Source organism: Bradyrhizobium sp. JR4.3 (genome assembly GCF_040547695.1).
Taxonomy (GTDB): domain Bacteria; phylum Pseudomonadota; class Alphaproteobacteria; order Rhizobiales; family Xanthobacteraceae; genus Bradyrhizobium; species Bradyrhizobium canariense.
In genome coordinates this window covers 275,468-294,108 of the sequence record NZ_JBEPQF010000006.1, presented here as the reverse complement: position 1 = coordinate 294,108, position 18,641 = coordinate 275,468, and the positions used below count along the sequence as shown (strand labels likewise).

Annotated in this window: 16 protein-coding genes; 7 read left to right on the top strand and 9 right to left on the bottom strand. The window is 65.5% G+C overall.

Annotated elements, in window-relative coordinates; all coding sequences use genetic code 11:
• Positions 1 to 97 precede the first annotated feature (97 nt).
• Entirely contained in the window at positions 98 to 1,396 is a 1,299-nt protein-coding gene (locus tag ABIB91_RS13305) for an RsmB/NOP family class I SAM-dependent RNA methyltransferase (protein WP_354161491.1), read from the bottom strand.
• Between the two features lie 34 nt (positions 1,397 to 1,430).
• Positions 1,431 to 1,853, bottom strand: coding sequence for an MAPEG family protein (locus tag ABIB91_RS13300; protein WP_354161488.1), 423 nt, complete (start codon positions 1,851 to 1,853; stop codon positions 1,431 to 1,433).
• A 168-nt stretch (positions 1,854 to 2,021) separates the two neighbouring features.
• Here ABIB91_RS13300 and ABIB91_RS13295 point away from each other — a divergent pair, with 168 nt between their 5' ends.
• On the top strand, positions 2,022 to 2,681 hold the full coding sequence (locus ABIB91_RS13295; protein WP_354161485.1) for an acriflavin resistance protein: 660 nt from the start codon (positions 2,022 to 2,024) through the stop codon (positions 2,679 to 2,681).
• A gap of 70 nt (positions 2,682 to 2,751) precedes the next feature.
• A complete protein-coding gene (locus ABIB91_RS13290) occupies positions 2,752 to 3,594 on the top strand; it encodes a metallophosphoesterase family protein (protein WP_354161482.1) in 843 nt (280 codons plus the stop codon).
• Positions 3,595 to 3,610: 16 nt separating this feature from the next.
• Here ABIB91_RS13290 and ABIB91_RS13285 read toward each other — a convergent pair whose 3' ends face one another.
• The 3 genes from ABIB91_RS13285 to guaB form a co-directional block, all read right to left on the bottom strand.
• Positions 3,611 to 3,901: a hypothetical protein gene (locus ABIB91_RS13285; protein WP_354161479.1), complete on the bottom strand. Its 291-nt coding sequence runs from the start codon at positions 3,899 to 3,901 to the stop codon at positions 3,611 to 3,613.
• Positions 3,902 to 4,052: 151 nt separating this feature from the next.
• Entirely contained in the window at positions 4,053 to 5,075 is a 1,023-nt protein-coding gene (gene curA, locus ABIB91_RS13280) for an NADPH-dependent curcumin/dihydrocurcumin reductase (RefSeq protein WP_354161477.1), read from the bottom strand.
• A gap of 255 nt (positions 5,076 to 5,330) precedes the next feature.
• Complete coding sequence (guaB, locus tag ABIB91_RS13275) at positions 5,331 to 6,821, bottom strand: IMP dehydrogenase (protein ID WP_007609139.1); 1,491 nt, start codon at positions 6,819 to 6,821, stop codon at positions 5,331 to 5,333.
• A 390-nt stretch (positions 6,822 to 7,211) separates the two neighbouring features.
• On the opposite strand from guaB, the gene ABIB91_RS13270 reads away from it, so the two are divergent.
• The gene (locus ABIB91_RS13270; RefSeq protein ID WP_354161472.1) at positions 7,212 to 8,702 is read left to right on the top strand and encodes an MFS transporter; all 1,491 of its coding nucleotides are present in this window, start codon (positions 7,212 to 7,214) and stop codon (positions 8,700 to 8,702) included.
• Positions 8,703 to 8,806: 104 nt separating this feature from the next.
• Here ABIB91_RS13270 and ABIB91_RS13265 read toward each other — a convergent pair whose 3' ends face one another.
• Positions 8,807 to 9,493, bottom strand: coding sequence for an RlmE family RNA methyltransferase (locus ABIB91_RS13265; protein WP_007592230.1), 687 nt, complete (start codon positions 9,491 to 9,493; stop codon positions 8,807 to 8,809).
• A gap of 1 nt (position 9,494) precedes the next feature.
• Positions 9,495 to 10,562 (bottom strand): Ppx/GppA phosphatase family protein, encoded by a 1,068-nt coding sequence (locus ABIB91_RS13260; RefSeq protein ID WP_354161469.1) that lies wholly within the window; start codon positions 10,560 to 10,562, stop codon positions 9,495 to 9,497.
• 211 nt (positions 10,563 to 10,773) lie between these two features.
• Here ABIB91_RS13260 and ABIB91_RS13255 point away from each other — a divergent pair, with 211 nt between their 5' ends.
• A complete protein-coding gene (locus ABIB91_RS13255) occupies positions 10,774 to 13,146 on the top strand; it encodes a xanthine dehydrogenase family protein molybdopterin-binding subunit (RefSeq protein ID WP_354161466.1) in 2,373 nt (790 codons plus the stop codon).
• A 179-nt stretch (positions 13,147 to 13,325) separates the two neighbouring features.
• On the opposite strand, the gene ABIB91_RS13250 is transcribed toward ABIB91_RS13255, so the two are convergent.
• Positions 13,326 to 14,126, bottom strand: coding sequence for a hypothetical protein (locus ABIB91_RS13250; RefSeq protein WP_354161463.1), 801 nt, complete (start codon positions 14,124 to 14,126; stop codon positions 13,326 to 13,328).
• Positions 14,127 to 14,267: 141 nt separating this feature from the next.
• Between ABIB91_RS13250 and ABIB91_RS13245 the strand changes: the two genes are divergently transcribed.
• The 3 genes from ABIB91_RS13245 to ABIB91_RS13235 all read left to right on the top strand — a co-directional run bounded on the left by ABIB91_RS13245 (position 14,268) and on the right by ABIB91_RS13235 (position 17,723).
• Positions 14,268 to 14,765 carry a YaiI/YqxD family protein gene (locus ABIB91_RS13245; RefSeq protein WP_007592237.1) on the top strand — a complete coding sequence of 166 codons (498 nt, stop codon included), beginning with the start codon at positions 14,268 to 14,270 and terminating at the stop codon, positions 14,763 to 14,765.
• Positions 14,766 to 14,773: 8 nt separating this feature from the next.
• A complete protein-coding gene (locus tag ABIB91_RS13240; RefSeq protein ID WP_354161459.1) occupies positions 14,774 to 16,579 on the top strand; it encodes an ABC-F family ATP-binding cassette domain-containing protein in 1,806 nt (601 codons plus the stop codon).
• 64 nt (positions 16,580 to 16,643) lie between these two features.
• Positions 16,644 to 17,723: an alanine racemase gene (locus tag ABIB91_RS13235; protein ID WP_354161455.1), complete on the top strand. Its 1,080-nt coding sequence runs from the start codon at positions 16,644 to 16,646 to the stop codon at positions 17,721 to 17,723.
• Here the strand turns inward: ABIB91_RS13235 and ABIB91_RS13230 are convergent, their stop codons facing one another.
• Positions 17,724 to 18,626 (bottom strand): LysR family transcriptional regulator, encoded by a 903-nt coding sequence (locus tag ABIB91_RS13230; protein ID WP_007592243.1) that lies wholly within the window; start codon positions 18,624 to 18,626, stop codon positions 17,724 to 17,726.
• Between the last annotated feature and the right edge of the window lie 15 nt (positions 18,627 to 18,641).

Below are 18,641 nucleotides of genomic sequence, written 5' to 3'. Positions count from 1 at the left end.
TACCGGCAGAACGCCAAGTTAGAAAACCCCGCGACCGGGTTCCGGTTTGCGGGGTTTTTGTTTTGGGGGCCGCCGCAACCCGCGGTGACGGGGTGGGCTATGCCTTCTTCAAGACCGAGACGAAGAACCCGTCCGTCCCGGTCCGCCGCGGCGTCATCAGCCAGCCTTCCGGCGATTGCAGCGCGGCTTGCGCAAACTCCTCCGCCTTGTCCCAGAGCACGCTCGCGGTCTGCTCCGGCGGCACCACCGCGAACTCAGGATGGCGGCCAGTGAACGCCCTCACCTGCTCGCCGTTCTCCTCCGAAAGCACCGAGCAGGTGATGTAGGCGATGCGGCCGCCGACCTTGACCAGCGGAACCGCGCGCTCGAGCACCTCGGTCTGGTCCCGCAAGCGAATCTCCAGCGCGCCCGGGCGCATGCGCCATTTGGCATCGGGGTTGCGGCGCCAGGTTCCGGTTCCCGTGCAGGGCGCGTCGATCACGACGAGGTCGGCGGTGGCGCTGATCTCGGCCAGCGGATCGGCGTCGCCCTTGGGCGTGCGCACATCGGCATTGTGGACGCCGGCGCGGGACAGGCGGTCGTGGATCGGCGCAAGCTGCCGCTTGTCGCTGTCGGTCGCGATCAGCCGGCCCTTGCCCTGCATCATCGCGGCGAGCGCCAACGTCTTGCCGCCGGCCCCCGCACAGAGATCAATCACCTGCTCGCCGGGTTTTGCCGCGGTCAAGGCAGCCGCAAGCTGCGACCCCTCATCCTGCACTTCGATGGCGCCCTTGATGAAATCCTCTTCGGCCTGGATACCGGGGTTGCGCGCATCGGCCGAAAGCTCGATGCGCAGGCCGGTTGCGGACCACTGCGTCGGTTTCGCATGAAGATGAGCAAGCGCCCCCAGCACCTTGTCGCGATTGGATTTTAGCGTGTTGACGCGCAGGTCGAGCGGCGCCCGGCTCGCCATCGCGGCCGCCTCCGCGACACGCTCGTCGCCGAAGGCTTTTGCCAAGTACGGATCCAGCCATTCCGGATAGTCGCCGGCGATCGCGGCCGGGGCACCTTCCAGCGACCGCGAGGCGAGCGCGGCCTGCTCGGCCTCGGTCAACGGCGCCGGGGCAAAGCGGTTGCCGTCGAACAGCGCAGCCATCGTGGCCGTATCCATGTTGCGCTCGAGGCGAAGCATGCCGATCAGCCGCGACCGCGCGGTGTCCGAATCCATCAGGTAGGCGCTCGAGGCGTAGCGGCGCAGCACGTCCCAGACGAGGCCGGCAATGGCGGCGCGGTCGCCGGAGCCGGCGAAGCGGTGCGCGGTGCCCCACTCCTTCAGCGCCTTGGCCGCAGGCACGCGGTCTTTCTCGATGGTGTCGATCAGTTCGATGGCTGCGGACAGCCGGGCAGCGGGAGTCATTGGAATCTTTCAGATCAGGATCGGCGAGTAGCGCCTAGATCAGCAACAGCATTTTCAACGCGAAGTAGATCCACATCGCGAGCAGGACAAGCACGCCGGCGAGCCAGATCGTGGAGCGGCGGCCGAGATTGTTGGAGGAGACGAAAATTCCGGCATGGGCGAAGCGCGTCACCACGAACACCCAGGACATCAGCACGATGAACAGATCGGCATGGCGCAACGGGAGCGCCAGCGCGATCAGGGCGTAGAACAGCACCGGCAGCTCGAACTGGTTGCGGTAGCAATTGGCGATTTGTGTGGCGCCCTTGGGCCAGTTGGGCTCGCCGAGCGCAATGTCGCGGCTCTTGGTCTCGCCGGAGACGAGCGCGCGCCGGCGTCCCATCGCCATGGCGATCAGGAGCGCGAAGGTGAGACCGACCTGCACGAAGACCGGCAGCAAAACCATTTGAACGGACATCGGAATTTCCCGGGAATTCCCATCGGGCGGAAGCCACAGCTAGCGTCCATTAGCCGTCACCGCTGGTCCTGACAATCAACGAGTTGAACCGGCGTTCCCGATGAGGCGACCAACCGTCGACAGTTAAAGCGATTTTGCCCCTCGGGGCGCGCAAGGCGAGAGACCGCCATGAACACCCTCTTCAGCCTGATCGCCAGCCTGACCGGCGCTTTGACCGAGTCCGCCGACGGCCAGTTCGGCATCCTGATATCGGCGCTGGCCGGCATCGCGACGGCGCTTGCGGTGGCGCTGGCGATGACGGTCTACTTCCGAACGAGCTATCGGACCTGGCGAGATGTCCTCAGGCATGGTCTCGCTGCGCTCGCCGCCCTCGCCCTGTTCGCCTTTGCCGCCTACGACATGCGCCATGCCGCGTTGGCCTATCTCGGCCTCAATCCCTCGAAACCCGCGGTCGAGTTCGAGATCCGCATGCCCAGGGAGACCTTGGCGGCGGCGACCGACACCCAGATCGAGCTGCATACCGACCGCAACCAGACGCTGGCACTGGTCGAGGGCGTGCAGGAGCTCGGTGATGGCCGCTCCGTGCTGCGCGGCGCGGCGCCGCTCAACCACCGCACCGCGGACCGCGTGCTGGTCGTGAACCTGCCCGGCAAGGGCACCTTCGAATTCCGCCTTCGCCTGCCGGCCGAGCCGCATCGCTCCGAACAGTCTGGCGCTCAGTTCGGTCCTCAGTTCGGTCCTTGGCACCTCGCCGACCGCATCGCCACGCCGCTGGCAGGCTGGGTTGCGCCGCAGGACGCCTACACGATCCGCTATCGCGTGCTTTAAACATTGTTCGATCGCTGAGTGTGGGTGCGCCGTCATCGTTCCGACGTCGGGCATGGCCTATGATCGATCCATGTCCGAATTTCGCCTGACGCAGATCTCCGACACCCATCTTGGCCGGCGCTTCCCTGGCCTGATCGCCAACTTCCAGGCGCTCAGCGAGCATATCGACACCGACAGGCCCGATCTCGTTGTCAACACCGGCGACGTCTCGTTCGACGGGCCGACCAGCCGCGACGATGTCGAATTCGCCAAGGCCCTGCACGATGCCCTGCCCGTCGCATGCCGCTACATCCCCGGCAATCACGACATCGGCGACAATCCGACCGCGATCGGCCCTGCGCCGAAGCCGCCCGTCGCGGAAGCGCATCGTCAGCAATTCCGCGAGATCATCGGCGAGGACCATTGGTCGTTCGAGGCCGCGGGCTGGTGCTTCATCGGCCTGAACTCGCTGGTGATGAATTCAGGGCTCGCCTTCGAGGCCGAGCAGTTCGATTGGCTTGCCTCGGAAGTTTCGCGCACGAACGGCAAGCCGGTGGCGCTGTTCGTACACAAGCCGGTATTTCTCAACGGGCCCGACGACCCCGAGACGCCGGAGACGTCGATCCGCTACGTGCCGCAGCCGGCCCGCGCGCGGCTGATCGAGATGTTTGCACATGTCGACCTGCGCCTCATCGCCAGCGGTCACGTGCACCAGCGGCGCGACTTCACCTGGCGCCACACCCGCCACGTCTGGGCGCCGTCAGCCGGCTTCAAGATCAACGATGCGTGCCAGGACCGGATCGCGATCAAGGAGGTCGGGCTCGTGGAGTACCGCTTCCAGCCCGACGGCTTCGAGGTTCGCCACGTCAGGGCCGCCGGCCAGGTCGATATCGATATCGAGGAGCTGCTCGCCCAGATGGGCGGTGCGCATTAGCGCTTCCCATGGCTGCTCAAGCGACGCTCTTGAGATCCTGCTGGATCGCGGCAAGCAAGGACTGCAGCGCGTCGCTGTTCACCGGTTTGGCCCCGGTATTGGCGGGCTGAACATTGGCAGGCCGCGCAGCTTTGACCGGGCGCTTGGGGAATGGCGGCGTGGGTGTGGGCATCGCGGATTGCGCGAACACGTCCTCGGTATGAACGAACTTGCCATGGATGACGTCGTCGCGACGCCCCATCACAAACATCGTCGCCCAATAACCGGCGGCCACAAGGATTACGCAGAAAACAACAAGCTCTAACATCATCGCACCTGAAATATGCGCAATGATTCAATGCCTTCGCCTGCCCGTCAATGAACCGACGGTCACACCTGCGGCTTTTACGGGCGGGTGTGGCCGATCGGTCACTCTTTGTTAACCATACCCGGCCCCAGAGGGGGCCGAGAGCGGCAGATCAAGCCCTATCCGGCCCGACCCGCACCAGCTGCTTGCCGAAATTGGCCCCCTTCAGAAGGCCCATGAAGGCCTCAGGCGCGCTCTCCAGGCCCTCGGTGACGAACTCCTTGTACTTGACCTTGCCCTCGCGGACCCAGCCGGACATGTCGCGCAGGAAGTCGCCATGGCGGGAGGCGAAGTCGGAGACGATGAAGCCGCGGAAGGTCAGCCGCTTGGTCAGCGTCGCGCGCATCATGCTGGCGGCCCATTTCGGCGGCTTCGCTTCAGTGTCGTTGTAGTGGGCGATGAGGCCGCAGACGGGTACGCGCGCAAACGCATTGAGCAGCGGGAAGACCGCCTCGAACACGGCGCCGCCGACATTCTCGAAATAGACGTCGATGCCTTTCGGGCAGGCGTCCTTCAGCTTCGCCGCGAGATCGGGATCGCGGTGATCGATGCAGGCGTCGAAGCCGAGCTCCTTCACGACGAAATCACATTTGTCCTTGCCGCCGGCGATTCCAACCGCGCGTGCGCCCTTGATCTTCGCGATCTGTCCCACGGCCGAACCGACCGCACCGGAGGCACCGGCGACGACGACGGTCTCGCCTGCTTGCGGCTTGCCGATATCGAGCAGGCCCGTGTAGGCGGTCATGCCGGGCATGCCGAGCACGCCGACGGCCGTCGAGATCGGCGCGAGCTTCGGGTCGATCTTGTTCAGCCCCTTGCCGTCGGAGATCGCGTGCGTCTGCCAGCCCGCGCGCGAGAGTACGATGTCGCCCTTGGCGAAGTTCGGATTGTTGGAGGCTGCGACCTCGCAGACCGTACCGGCTTCCATCACGCCGCCGACCGGCACCGGGGTCGCGTAGGACGGACCGTCGCTCATGCGCCCGCGCATATAGGGATCGAGCGAGAGCCAGATCGTGCGCAGCAGGACTTCGCCTGCGGCGGGCGTCGGTACAGCGAATTCCTCGATGCGGAAATCGGACGGCTTTGGCTCGCCGACCGGACGTGCCGCGAGAACGATGCGTTTGCCTTGGGACATGTTGGCTTCCTCCTGATTATGCTTCGGCGCGAACGGAAGCGGAGGGAGCGGAGCACGTCAATACAAAAGCGACGGAGCGTAGTTGCAGGACAGCGCCGCAAATGGAGATTGGTACACACCAACCGCGCCCTCGCTGTCATCGCCCGACTTGATCGGGCAATCCAGTATTCCAGAGGCGGTCGTGGTTGAGCCGAGAGGCCGCGGCGTACTGGATGCCCCGGTCAAGCCGGGGCATGACAGCGGAATGTGGAGCGCCTAACCCCCGCCCGGATAGTTCGGCGCCTCGCGCGTAATGGTGACGTCGTGGACGTGGCTTTCGCGCAGGCCCGCGCCGGTGATGCGGACGAACTGGGCCTTGTCGTGCAGATCCTTCATGTCCTTTGCACCGACATAGCCCATCGCGGCGCGCAGGCCGCCGGCGAGCTGGTGCATGACGTTGCCGACCGGGCCCTTGTAAGGCACCTGGCCTTCTATGCCTTCGGGCACGAGCTTGAGCGTGTCCTTGATGTCCTGCTGGAAGTAGCGGTCGGCCGAGCCGCGCGCCATCGCGCCGACCGAACCCATGCCGCGATAGGCCTTATAGGAGCGGCCCTGCCACAAGAACACCTCACCGGGCGTCTCATCGGTGCCGGCGAGCAACGAGCCGACCATCGCGATGTCGGCACCGGCAGCAAGCGCCTTGGCAAGGTCGCCGGAGAACTTGATGCCGCCGTCGGCGATCACGGGGATGTCGGACTTCTTCGCCGCTTCCACCGCATCCATGATCGCGGTGAGCTGGGGCACACCGACGCCGGCGACGATGCGCGTGGTGCAGATCGAGCCCGGGCCGATGCCGACCTTGATGCAGTCCGCGCCAGCATCGATCAGCGCCTGCGCACCCTCCGAGGTCGCGACGTTGCCGGCAACGACCTGCACGGAATTGGACAGGCGCTTGATGCGGTTGACCGCATGGAGCACGTGACGGGAATGACCGTGCGCGGTGTCGACCACGACGAGATCGACGCCCGCATCGATCAGCCGCTCGGTGCGCTCGAAGCCGCTATCACCGACCGTGGTGGCGGCGGCGACGCGCAGGCGGCCCTGCGCGTCCTTGCAGGCCAGCGGATGGGCGACCGCCTTCTCCATGTCCTTCACGGTGACCAGACCGACGCAGCGATACTGCTCGTCGACCACGAGCAGCTTCTCGATGCGGTGCTGATGCAGCATCCGCCGTGCCTCGTCCTGGCTGACATTCTCGCGCACCGTGACGAGTCCTTCATGCGTCATCAGCTCGGAGATTTTTTGCTGGCGGTCGGTGGCGAAGCGGACGTCGCGGTTGGTGAGGATGCCGACCAGCTTGCCCGGCGTGGACTTGCCGGCACCGGTGACGACGGGAATGCCGGAGATACCGTGATCGCTCATCAGCTTGAGCGCGTCGTCCAGCGTGGCGTCGGGGCTGATGGTGAGCGGGTTCACCACCATGCCCGACTCGTAGCGCTTGACCTGCCGCACCTGGGCGGCCTGCCCTTCGGGATCGAAATTGCGGTGGATGACGCCGATGCCGCCGGCCTGCGCCATGGCGATCGCCATGCGGGCTTCGGTGACCGTGTCCATGGCGGAGGCCATGATCGGGATGTTGAGCGGAATGGCGCGGGTGACGCGAGAGCGGATGTCGACCTCCCCCGGCATGACGTCCGACAGGCCCGGCTTCAGCAGCACGTCGTCGAACGTGAGGGCTTCGCGAATGCCTTGTTGCACGGTGGCCATGTGCCAACTCCTTCCGCGGCCCTGCCGCAAATAGCTATGGATGAGCGCCGCCCTCGGCGTACCTTGCGGCAACGCCGGAGAATCGGAGCCCATCGGTGGGGTTGACGCGGGTCGATAGCACGGGTGGACGACGAATCAAAGCAAATCGGACCGCCGGCCAGCCATGCACAGGCTTTTTAGGCAAATTCAGCGGGGGATAGCCTCGCGGCGCCTCGTACTGGCGAACGGCGTCCCCGTGCCGGCCGATCATCACGGTCTCCGGCGCGGGCGCACTCACCTCGGGTCACGCAGGATTTAGGTGCTATGCGTCGATCCGCAATGGTCGCGGCCCAGTGCCGGTGATAAGCCGCAATTCTCGCCCTTCCTTCCGATTTCCATTACCAATCCGTTATGGTCGACAAGCAACGCGTCATTCCGCTGATCGTGGCCACTGCTCTCTTCATGGAGAACATGGACTCGACGGTGATCGCCACGTCGCTGCCCGCGATCGCAGCCGACATCGGCACCAGCCCATTGACGCTCAAGCTCGCGATCACCTCCTATCTGCTGTCGCTTGCGGTGTTCATCCCGGCGAGCGGCTGGACCGCCGACCGGTTCGGCGCGCGCATGGTGTTTGCGATTGCCGTCGGCGTATTCATGGTCGGCTCGGTCGGCTGCGCGCTCTCGACATCGGTCACCGATTTCGTGTTCGCGCGCATCCTGCAAGGCATGGGCGGGGCGATGATGACGCCGGTCGGGCGCCTCGTGCTGTTGCGGTCGGTCGATAAGAGCGCGCTGGTCAATGCCATGGCGTGGGTGACGGTTCCTGCCCTGATCGGCCCCGTGATCGGGCCGCCGCTCGGCGGCTTCATCACGACCTATGCGTCCTGGCACTGGATCTTCCTGATCAACATCCCGATCGGGTTGCTCGGCATCTTCATGGCCTTGCGCTTCATCGATCCCATCAAAAGCGAGGAACGAGAGCCGTTCGACCTCTACGGCATGGTGCTCGCGGGCCTCGGGCTCGCCGGCATCGCCTTCGGGCTGTCGGTTGCCGGACTCAATCTGCTGCCATGGAGCACAGTTGCCGCCCTGGTCGTCGGCGGATCAATCTCGATGACACTGTATGTCCTTCACGCGCGGCGAACGGGGTCGCCGGTGCTGGACTTCACGCTGCTGAGGCTGCCGACGCTACGCGCCGCCGTTCTCGGCGGATTCATGTTCCGGCTCGGCATCGGCGCGCTGCCGTTCCTGTTGCCGCTGCTGATGCAGATCGGCTTCGGCCTCTCGCCGTTCAAGTCCGGCCTCGTCACGTTTGGCTCCTCGCTCGGCGCCATGGGCATGAAGGCGCTGGCCGCACGCATCATCCGCGCCTTCGGCTTCCGCAACCTGATGACGGTGAACGCGATCATCAGTGCCGTCTTTCTCGCCGCCTGCGCCCTCTTCACCGTGACGACGCCGCTGCTGATCATCATGATCATCCTGGTGGTCGGCGGCTTCTTCCGTTCGCTCGAGTTCACCGCGATCAACACGGTTGCCTATGCCGAGGTCGAGCAGGCGCAGATGAGCCGCGCCACCACGCTCGTCAGCGTCAATCAGCAGCTCGCGGTCTCGGCCGGCGTCGCCGTCGGCGCTGCGTCCGTCGAGACGACGATGTGGCTCAGCCACGCCAGCGAGCTCAATGCCACCGTGTTTGCGCCGGCCTTCGTCGTGGTCGCGCTCACCTCGGCGGCGTCGAGCTGGTTCTTCTGGCAGATGCCCGCCGATGCCGGTCACGAAGTCTCCGGCCGCAAGGCCGTGGAGATCGCGAGCCGCAAGGGTGCCGGCAAGGGCGCGGCCAAGGCGGCCGTCAAGGCGGCGACCGAGGATACGCAGGACGTGCGGGATCAGCGGCTGGGGTAGCCTATCTCGTCATTGCGAGCGAAGCGAAGCAATCCAGAATCCCTCCGCGGAGACAGTCTGGATTGCTTCGTCGCAAGAGCTCCTCGCAATGACGGAGTTTGTTGCTATTCCGTCGCCCCGCCCCGAAATCCCGTCGCCAGCACGTAGCGCTCCGAGGAATCCGCACGGCTCGCGGCGGGCTTCACATGACGCACTGTTGCGAAATCGCGCTTGAGCTGGGCGAGCAGCTCGGCGTCGGCGCCGCTCTGGAACGCCTTCGCCAGAAAGGTCCCGCCCGGCTTCAGCACATCGCAGGCAAACGCGGCGGCGGTCTCGATCAGGCCGACGATGCGAAGCTGGTCGGTCTTGCGGTGACCGGTGGTGTTGGCAGCCATGTCGGACATCACGATGTCGGCGCCACCGTCGAGCATCGCCTTGAGCTTGTCCGGCGCGTCATTGTCCATGAAGTCGAGCTGCGCGAACTCGACCCCGGCAATCTCGGGGATTTCCAGCAGGTCGATCGCAATGACCTTGCCCTTGCCGTCGACCGAGCCGACGCGCTTGGCGGCGATCTGGCTCCAGCCGCCCGGCGCGGCACCGAGATCGACCACCGCCATGCCGTGCTTCAGCAGCCGGTATTTGTCATCGATCTCCAGAAGCTTGAAAGCGGCGCGCGAGCGATAGCCCAGCGCCTTCGCCTTCACCACATAGGGGTCGTTGAGCTGCCGCTCCAGCCAGAGCTTCGACGACAATTTTCGCTTGCCGTGGGTCTTGACCTGGACGTGCAAGCGGCCGGTGGTGTCCTTGGCCATCTCACCAGCTCCTGAGCGCGCCGTCTTCGCGCATCATCTCGACCAGCATGCCTTCGCGGAGGCCCCGGTCGGCGACGCGCAGGCGCGGCAGCGGAAAGGCGCGGCGGATCGCGTCGAGGATGGCGCAGCCGGCCAGCACGAGATCAGCACGCTCGACGCTGATGCAGCTGTTCGCGGCGCGCTCCTCGTAACTCATGCCGAGCAGCTTGTTGATGGTCGCGGTGACGTCGGTATCGTTCATCCAGACGCTGTCGATGCGGCGGCGGTCGTAGCGCGCGAGGTTGAGATGGATGCCGGCGAGCGTCGTCACCGTGCCTGAGGTGCCGAGCAGATGCATGTCGGCGAGATCGCCGCCATGCTGTTCGGCGAACGGCCTGATGTGATGGGCGACCTCGCGCTCCATCGCGGCGTAGATCTCCGGCGTCACGTCGCGTCCGCCGAACTGCTCGGCAAGCGTGACCACGCCGAATGGGATCGACATCCAGGCTTTGATGCGCGGCTCCGGATTTGCGGCGTCGCGCTCGATCCGCACCAGCTCGGTCGAACCGCCGCCGATGTCGAACAGGATCGCGCCGCGCCCCCTGGGATCGACCAGCGGCGAGCAGCCCAGCACGGCGAGCGCCGCCTCGGTCTCGCGGTCGATCACCTCGAGCTCGATCCCGGTCTCGGCCGCGACGCGGCTGCGAAAGCCTTCGGCATTCGAGGCGGCGCGGCAGGCTTCGGTGGCGATCAGCCGCAGCCGCCGCGCCTTGCGCAGGTTGATCTTGTCGCGGCAGATGCCGAGCGCCACGATGGCGCGCTCGATCGCGGCCTCGCTGATGCACCCGGTTGCCGAGACGCCCTCGCCGAGCCGGATGATGCGCGAGAAGGAATCGACCACGCGAAAGCCGTCGTGGGTCGGACAGGCGATCAGGAGCCTGCAATTGTTGGTGCCGAGGTCGAGCGCCGCGTAGACGCCGGTTCCCGGCGCTTGCGCGCCGACGGCCGGTTCAGTGGCGAACGCCGCCGCCATCGACCCCAGCTCACCGTGCGGCGCAAGGCCGTCGCGGAGCCGCGTGTGGTCATTCATACAAACTGTCTTTCCGCGGCCGGTTAGGCCGAGCTGGAATTGCTTTTTCGCCTGAAACATTAGCAGCGCGCCAATCCTGCGCAACAACGCATCACATGGGACCATGCCCATTCGTGCGTTGTCGTGAACGGGCCGGTGGGTTATTTTTGAGGGGTCCGGCCCCCAGGCGCCCCCCAAAACCGCGCAATTGCCGGCTTTTCAGGTCAATTCCATGCAAGAACACACCAAATCCTCCACGCTCGAAAACGCTATTGCACTGCAAAAATATGGTGTCGGGCAGCCGGTCCGCCGCAAGGAGGACGATACGCTGGTGCGCGGCAAGGGCCGCTACACCGACGATTTCAACCTGCCCGGCCAGGCCTATGCCGTGATCGTCCGCTCGACCCATGCCCACGGCGTCATTCGCGGCATCAACGTCGACGCAGCCAGGGCGATACCGGGCGTGCTGGGGGTCTGGACCGGCAAAGACCTCGATGCGGCCGGCTACGGCCCCTTCACCTGCGGCCTGCCGCTGAAGAGCCGCGACGGCTCGCCCCTGCTCCAGACCAACCGGCAGCCGCTCGCAACCGACAAGGTCCGTTTCGTCGGCGATCCCGTCGCCTTCGTGGTGGCGGAGACGCTGGCCCAGGCGCGCGACGCGGCCGAGGCGGTCGAGCTCGACATCGAGCCGTTGCCGGCGGTGACCGATCCCGAGCAAGCCGCAAAACCCGGCGCGCCGCAACTCTACGACCACATCCCGAACAATGTCGCGCTCGACTACCACTATGGCGACATCGAGAAGGTCAATGCGGCCTTCGCCAGCGCCGCTCACGTGACCAAGGTCGACATCGAAAACACCCGTGTCGCCGTGGTCTCGATGGAGCCGCGCGTCGGCCTTGCCTCCTACGACAAGAAGACCGAGCGTTACACCATCCAGATGCCGACGCAGGGCGTCGCCGGCAACCGCGCCAACCTCGCCAAGAACCTGAAGGTGCCGAACGAAAAGGTGCGCATCCTCACCGCCAATGTCGGCGGGTCCTTCGGCATGAAGAACGTCAACTATCCCGAGTACATGTGCATCCTTTACGCGGCCAAGGAATTGGGGCGGCCGGTGAAATGGCTGGACGAACGCTCGTCCAGCTTCTTGTCCGACAGCCACGGCCGTGCGCAGAAGATTCACGCCGAGCTCGCGCTGGACGCCGAGGGGCATTTCCTCGCCGCCAAGCTCTCGGGCTACGGCAATCTCGGAGCCTACATCACTGGCGTTGCTCCCAGTCCGCTCTCGCTCAACACCAGCAAGAACTTTTCCAGCGTTTATCGCACGCCGCTGATGGCCGTCGATATCAAGACGGTGCTGACGAACACCACGCTGATGGGCGCCTATCGCGGCGCCGGACGGCCCGAGGCCAACTACTACATGGAACGGTTGATCGACCGCGCCGCCGACGAGATGGGCATCAACCGCCTGACGATGCGCAAGCGCAACTTCATCAAGCAGAACCAGATGCCCTTCGCCGCGTCCTCCGGTGTCACCTATGACAGCGGCGACTTCCAGGCTGTCTTCAACAAGGCGCTCGAAATCTCCGACCACGAGAACTTTGCCAAGCGCAAGAAGGAGAGCAAGAAGTCCGGCAAGCTGCGTGGCATCGCTGTCGGTTCCTATCTGGAGGTGACCGCACCTCCCGGCGTCGAGCTCGGCAAGATCGTGTTCGATCCCGATGGCTCGGTGCAGCTCATCACCGGTACGCTCGATTACGGTCAGGGCCACGCCACGCCGTTCGCGCAGGTGCTGTGCGAGCAGCTCGGCGTCCCCTTCGACAGCGTCAAGCTGGTGCAGGGCGACAGCGACATCGTGCACACCGGCAATGGCACCGGCGGCTCGCGCTCGATCACCGCGACCGGCATGGCGATCGTGGGCGCCGCCAAGCTCGTGATTGAAAAGGGCAAGCGCGCCGCCGCGCACATGCTGGAGGCATCCGAAGCCGACATCGAATTCGAAGGCGGCAGTTTCACGATCGCCGGCACGGATCGCAGCATCGACATCATGGAGCTCGCCAAACGCCTGCATGACAGCAAGATGCCTGAGGGGGTGCCCGACAGCCTCGACGTCGATCACACCAGCGAACCGGTGCCGTCGGCCTTCCCGAACGGCTGCCATGTCGCCGAGGTCGAGATCGACCCCGAGACCGGCGTGGTGCAGATCGTGCGCTACAGCGCGGTCAACGATTTCGGAACGGTGATCAACCCGCTGCTGGTCGCGGGCCAGCTCCATGGCGGCGTGGTCCAGGGCATCGGCCAGGCGCTGATGGAGCACGTCCGCTACGACGAGAACGGCCAGCCGATCACGGGCTCGCTGATGGACTACGCACTGCCGCGCGCCGAGGACGCTCCGAACATGACGGTCGGCGACCACCCGGTGCCGGCCACGACCAATCCGCTCGGCAGCAAGGGCTGCGGCGAAGCCGGCTGCGCCGGCAGCCTGTCCACGGTCGTGAACGCAGTGATCGACGCGCTCTCCGACTACGGCATCAAGCACATCGACATGCCGCTGACGCCGGAGCGTGTGTGGCGCGCGATCCAGGACGCGAAGGGGAAAGCGGCGTAGCGGGCGTCGCCAGAAACACCGCTGTCATCGTCCGCCTTGTGCGCACTTGCGCACTGGGGCGGACGATCCAGTATTCCAGAGACGGTCGTGGGATACGGAGATGCCTCAGCGTACTGGATTCCCCGCCTTCGCGTGGAATGACAGCGCGCGTGAGGACGCGCTGTGCCCTTACCCCGTGCCTACGCCGCCGCCTGCTCGCGCGGCTGGTAGATCGCGGTGTGCTGGCAGTGCGCCAGCGGCGTCGTGCCGTTGGCGACCACCAGCGCGTCGAGCTCTACGAAGCGATGGCCTTTCTTCTCGTAGTTCCCGGTGACTTTGGCCCGCGCGGTGATCTCATCACCGGCGCGTGCGGCTGACAGCAATTGCATGCGGCTGCCGACATGGATCCACGGGCCAAGGATCGTGTTGTCCACCAGCACGCGGTTCATGACGCGCTGGATCAGGCCGGGGTGGCCGAGCCCCTCGCGCGCGAAGATCGGATCGGCCTCACGGATGTCGGCGAGATAGTCGGCGGCATCCTGCCCGGCCCAGCGGCGCGGCGTCGTACCGAGCCATTTGCCGGTCTCGAATGTTGCCGGGCTGACCGGCTTGCGCTCCGCGACTGCTGGGACTGCGACATAGTCGCTCAACGACACCGCAGTCGCAATCGCCGGCAGCGACGCCGTCCCCGTCGCGCAGAGCTCGGTGCGGCTGAACACCTCGATGGTGAGCAGGCCGTTGTGCTCAGTCGCATCGATTTCGGCGGTCTCGCCGTCATAGATCGGCTTGATGAAACGCGCCTCGATCAGCCCGCGCGAGAGGAAATCGCGGCCCCAGCGCGCCACCGGCACATGCATCATGTAGGCGAAGACGTCGACGCCGGGGACCAGCCCGCCGGAAAACCCGAAGCGGCGCGCCACATTGTCGTCATGCATCTTGTTTTCGGACTGTTTGGCCGTGTTGTAGGCCTCGACACGATAGGTCTCGAGCCGGTTCGGCATGGCTTGGCTTTCCCCAATTTCTTGTCGTTTCGGGCCGATCGTAGGCCCTGAGGAACCGGGGTCAATCCCCTCGCCTTTGCGGGCCGAATGGGGTACCACGCGGCTGCTGCGGAACCGCTTCGCAAGCCTCATCTACGGACAATGACGAACCCTCAAAACACCACCCGCATCTATGTCGACGCCGACGCCTGTCCGGTGAAGGACGAGATCTATCGCGTCGCCGGCAGACACGGCCTGCCCGTGAGCGTGGTCGCGGGCAATTTCATCCGCGTGCCCCAGGATCCGCTGATCGAGCGGGTCGCCGCGGGGTCCGGCATGGACGCAGCCGATGACTGGATCGCCGAACGCGCCGGGCCCGGCGATATCGTCATCACCTCGGATATTCCGCTCGCGAGCCGCTGCGTGAAGGCCGGCGCCGATGTGATCGCATCCAACGGCAAGGCGTTCACCGAGGAGTCGATCGGGATGACGCTCGCCGTCCGCAACCTGATGACCGATTTGCGCTCGGCCGGCGAAGTTACCGGCGGTCCGAAGTCGTATTCACCGCGCGACCGCTCGACGTTTCTGTCGACGCTCGACCAGACCATCCGCCGCATTCAGCGCCGCCGCGCCGACCAGGCCGCAACAAGACAGGACTGAGACACCGCATGGCGCCACCGCTGATTCAACTGCGCGATATCAAGCTGACCTTCGGCGGCACGCCGCTCCTGGCGGGCGTCGAACTGTCGGTTTCGACCGGCGAGCGCGTCTGCCTGATCGGCCGCAACGGTTCCGGCAAATCGACGCTGCTCAAGATCGCCGCCGGCCTGGTCGAACCGGATGGCGGCAGCCGTTTCGTGCAACCCGGCGCCACCATTCGCTACCTGCCGCAGGAGCCGGATTTTTCCGGTTTCTCCACCACGCTGGCCTATGTCGAGGCAGGCCTCAATGCCGGCGACGACCATTATCAGGCGCGCTATCTGGTCGAGCAGCTCGGTCTCAGCGGTGAAGAAGATCCGGCGCATGTCTCCGGCGGCGAAGCGCGCCGCGCCGCGCTGGCGCGCGTGCTGGCGCCCTCGCCCGATATCCTGCTGCTGGACGAGCCGACCAACCATCTGGATCTTCCGACCATCGAATGGCTGGAGAGCGAACTGGAGAGCCGCCGCTGCGCGCTGGTGATCATCAGCCATGATCGGCGCTTCCTGGGCAATCTCTCGCGCAGCACCGCCTGGCTCGACCGCGGCCAAATCCGGCAGATCGACCGCGGCTTCAGCGCCTTCGAGGCCTGGCGCGACGAGGTGCTCGCGGAGGAAGAGCGCGACCAGCACAAGCTCGACCGCAAGATCGTCAACGAGGAGCACTGGTTGCGGTACGGCGTCTCGGGCCGTCGCAAGCGCAACGTCAAGCGGCTGGGGAACCTGCACGCGCTGCGCGACCAGCGCCGCACCCATCGCGGCGCGACGGGCAACGCCAACCTCGCGGCTGCCGAAGCCGACAAATCCGGCAAGCTCGTCATCGAGGCCAAGAATATCAGCCGGTCCTATGGCGAGCGAAAGATCGTCGACGGCTTCTCGATCCGCGTCCAGCGCGGCGATCGCATCGGCATCGTCGGCCCGAACGGCGCCGGCAAGACCACGCTGATCGAGATGCTGACCGGCGGCAGCGTACCGGACAGCGGCAGCATACGGCTCGGTGCCAACATCGAGATGGCCACGCTCGACCAGCATCGGGAAAGTCTCGATCCGAAGACGACGCTGGCCGAGGCGCTCACCGGCGGCCGCGGCGACCATGTCATGGTCGGCGGCAAGCCGAAGCATGTCGTCAGCTACATGAAGGACTTCCTGTTCGCCCAGGAACAGATGCGCACGCCGCTGGAGGTGCTGTCGGGCGGTGAACGCGGCCGGCTGATGCTGGCGCGCGCCCTGGCGAAGCCCTCGAACCTCCTGGTGCTGGACGAGCCGACCAACGACCTCGACCTGGAGACCCTCGACGTTCTCGAGGAAATGCTCAGCGACTACGAGGGCACCGTGATTCTGATCAGCCATGATCGCGATTTTCTCGACCGCGTGGTGACGTCTGTGATCGTGCCCGAGGGCAACGGACGCTGGCTCGAATATGCCGGCGGCTATACCGACATGCTCGCCCAGCGCGGCGCTGACGTGAAGCGCGCGACAGCGAAGGCCGTCGAAGAGACGAGAGAGCAGCGAACCGTCGCGCCTTCCGGCGTCGCGAAGCGACGGTTGACCTTCAACGAGCAACACGCGCTGGAGACGTTGCCCAAGACCATCGCCAAGCTGCAGGCCGAGATCGCCAAACAGCAGCGCTTCCTTGACGACCCCGATCTGTTCCGGAAGGATCGCAAGCGCTTCGATCAGGCCTCCGACGCTCTGACGAAGGCGCAAAAGGAACTGGCCGAGGCCGAGGACAAATGGCTGGAGCTCGAAGTGCGGCGCGAAGAGATTGAACAGGCCTAGCGTGCATTTCGCAAAAGTGGGCACCGCTTTTGCAAACGGGATGCGCGCCAACTCAGAGACTTCCATGACAACGACCCTTGCCGCCAAGATCGCCCGCGAATACGGCACGCCCTGCGCCGTCATCGACATGGACAAGGTCGAGCGCAACATCGCGCGGATCCAGAAGGCCTGCGACGACGCCGGAGTTGCCAACCGTCCCCACATCAAGACGCACAAGAACCCCACGATCGCGAGGATGCAGATCGCGGCCGGCGCGAAGGGCATCACCTGCCAGAAGCTCGGTGAAGCCGAGATCATGGTCAATGCCGGGATCGACGACATCCTGATCAGCTACAATTTGCTCGGCGAAGAAAAGATGGCGCGGTTAGGGGCGCTGCAGGCGAAGGCCAACATGACGGTCGCCGCGGACAATTCGACCGTCGTTGCCGGCCTGCCCAAGGCCGCTGCGGCCTCAGGCCGACCGCTGTCGGTCGTGGTCGAATGCGATACCGGCCGCAAGCGCGCCGGCGTCGAGACGCCCGCCGAGGCGATTGCCCTGGCGCAGGAGATTGCCGCATCCAAGGGACTGCAATTCGCCGGCTTCATGATGTATCCGACCGAGACCGGCTGGGCCGACGCACAAAAATTCTATGACGAAGCTCTGGCCGGCGTGCGCGCACACGGGCTGGATGCAAAAATCGTCTCGACCGGCGGGACGCCGAACCTGAAGAACCTCGGCAAGCTCAAGGGCGGCACCGAGCATCGCTTCGGCACCTACATCTACAACGACCGCATGCAGGTCGCGGCCGGCGTCGCCACCTGGGACGACTGCGCGCTGCACATCTATTCGACCGTGGTCAGCCGCGCCGCGCCTGAGCGCGGCATCCTCGACGCCGGCTCGAAGACTCTGACGACGGACACCGGCGGCCTCGACGGCCACGGCCTCATCCTGGAGCACCCCGAAGCCAAGATCGCACGCTTCGCCGAGGAGCACGGCTTCCTCGACCTCTCCCGCAGCAACACCCGGCCGAATGTCGGCGACATCGTGCGGGTCGTGCCAAATCATGTCTGCGTCGTCGTCAACATGATGGACGAAGTGGTGATGGTGCGCGGCGAGGAGATCATCGGCACGCTGCCGGTGGCGGCACGGGGGAAGCTGAGGTAGCTAGCCCCCGATCAGTGCCTGGAGTTCCCGGACCAATCCATCGCGGAAGAGTTTGATCGGCCGCTCCAGCCGACCGGCGGGGGCGCGATGCACCACCCATGCGCGCACCGCGGGTTTGAAGTCGCGCGCAGCGACCGGCTTGAGCTTGTCGCGAAATGCGCTGCGTTTCAGGGCGATCGGGGTGACCAGCCCGACGCCGAGACCACGCGACACCAGCGACAGGCGAAGCTCACTATCCAGCGCCTCGACCGCGATGTTGAACGGCAGATGCGAGGCATCGAATTTTCGCTTCAGCGTATCGCGAAATCCACAGCCATCCTGGTTGATTACCCACGACAGTTGGGACAGCCGTTCCAGGTCGACGGTGCGCGGGATCTTCATCTCTCGTGCGACGACGAAGACGACGGGCTGCGCGCCGAGATCGTCGGCCGCGAGATCGGCGGGCGGCACTGCACCGTCGGGGAGACAAATCGCGGCTGCATCGAGCTCGTTGCGGCAGACACGCTCGAGCTGGTTCGGCGACCAACCGGAGACCACCCGCACCGCCAGCGCGGGAAATTCGGCGCGCACCGCATCGAGTGGTGCGGTCAGGCCCGCCTCCGAGAGAAACGGCGTCAGACCGAGCCTGAACTCGCCGCGAACCATTCCGTCGTTGGCCACGCCCGACTTGAGGTCGTCCAGCATCCTGAGCAGGCGCCTGCCCTGCTCGTAGGCTTCATGGCCCGCCGCCGTCGGCTTCAGGGGCTTCGAGAGCCGATCCAGAAGCTGCGCCCCCAGCATCTCCTCGAGATTCTGGATACGTCGGGTCACGCCAGGCTGGGTGAGATTGAGACGCGCCGAAGCTGCGACAATCGATCCGGTCTCGACGACGGCGACGAAAGCGACGAGGTCATGGGTATTCATAACAAACCCGCATAT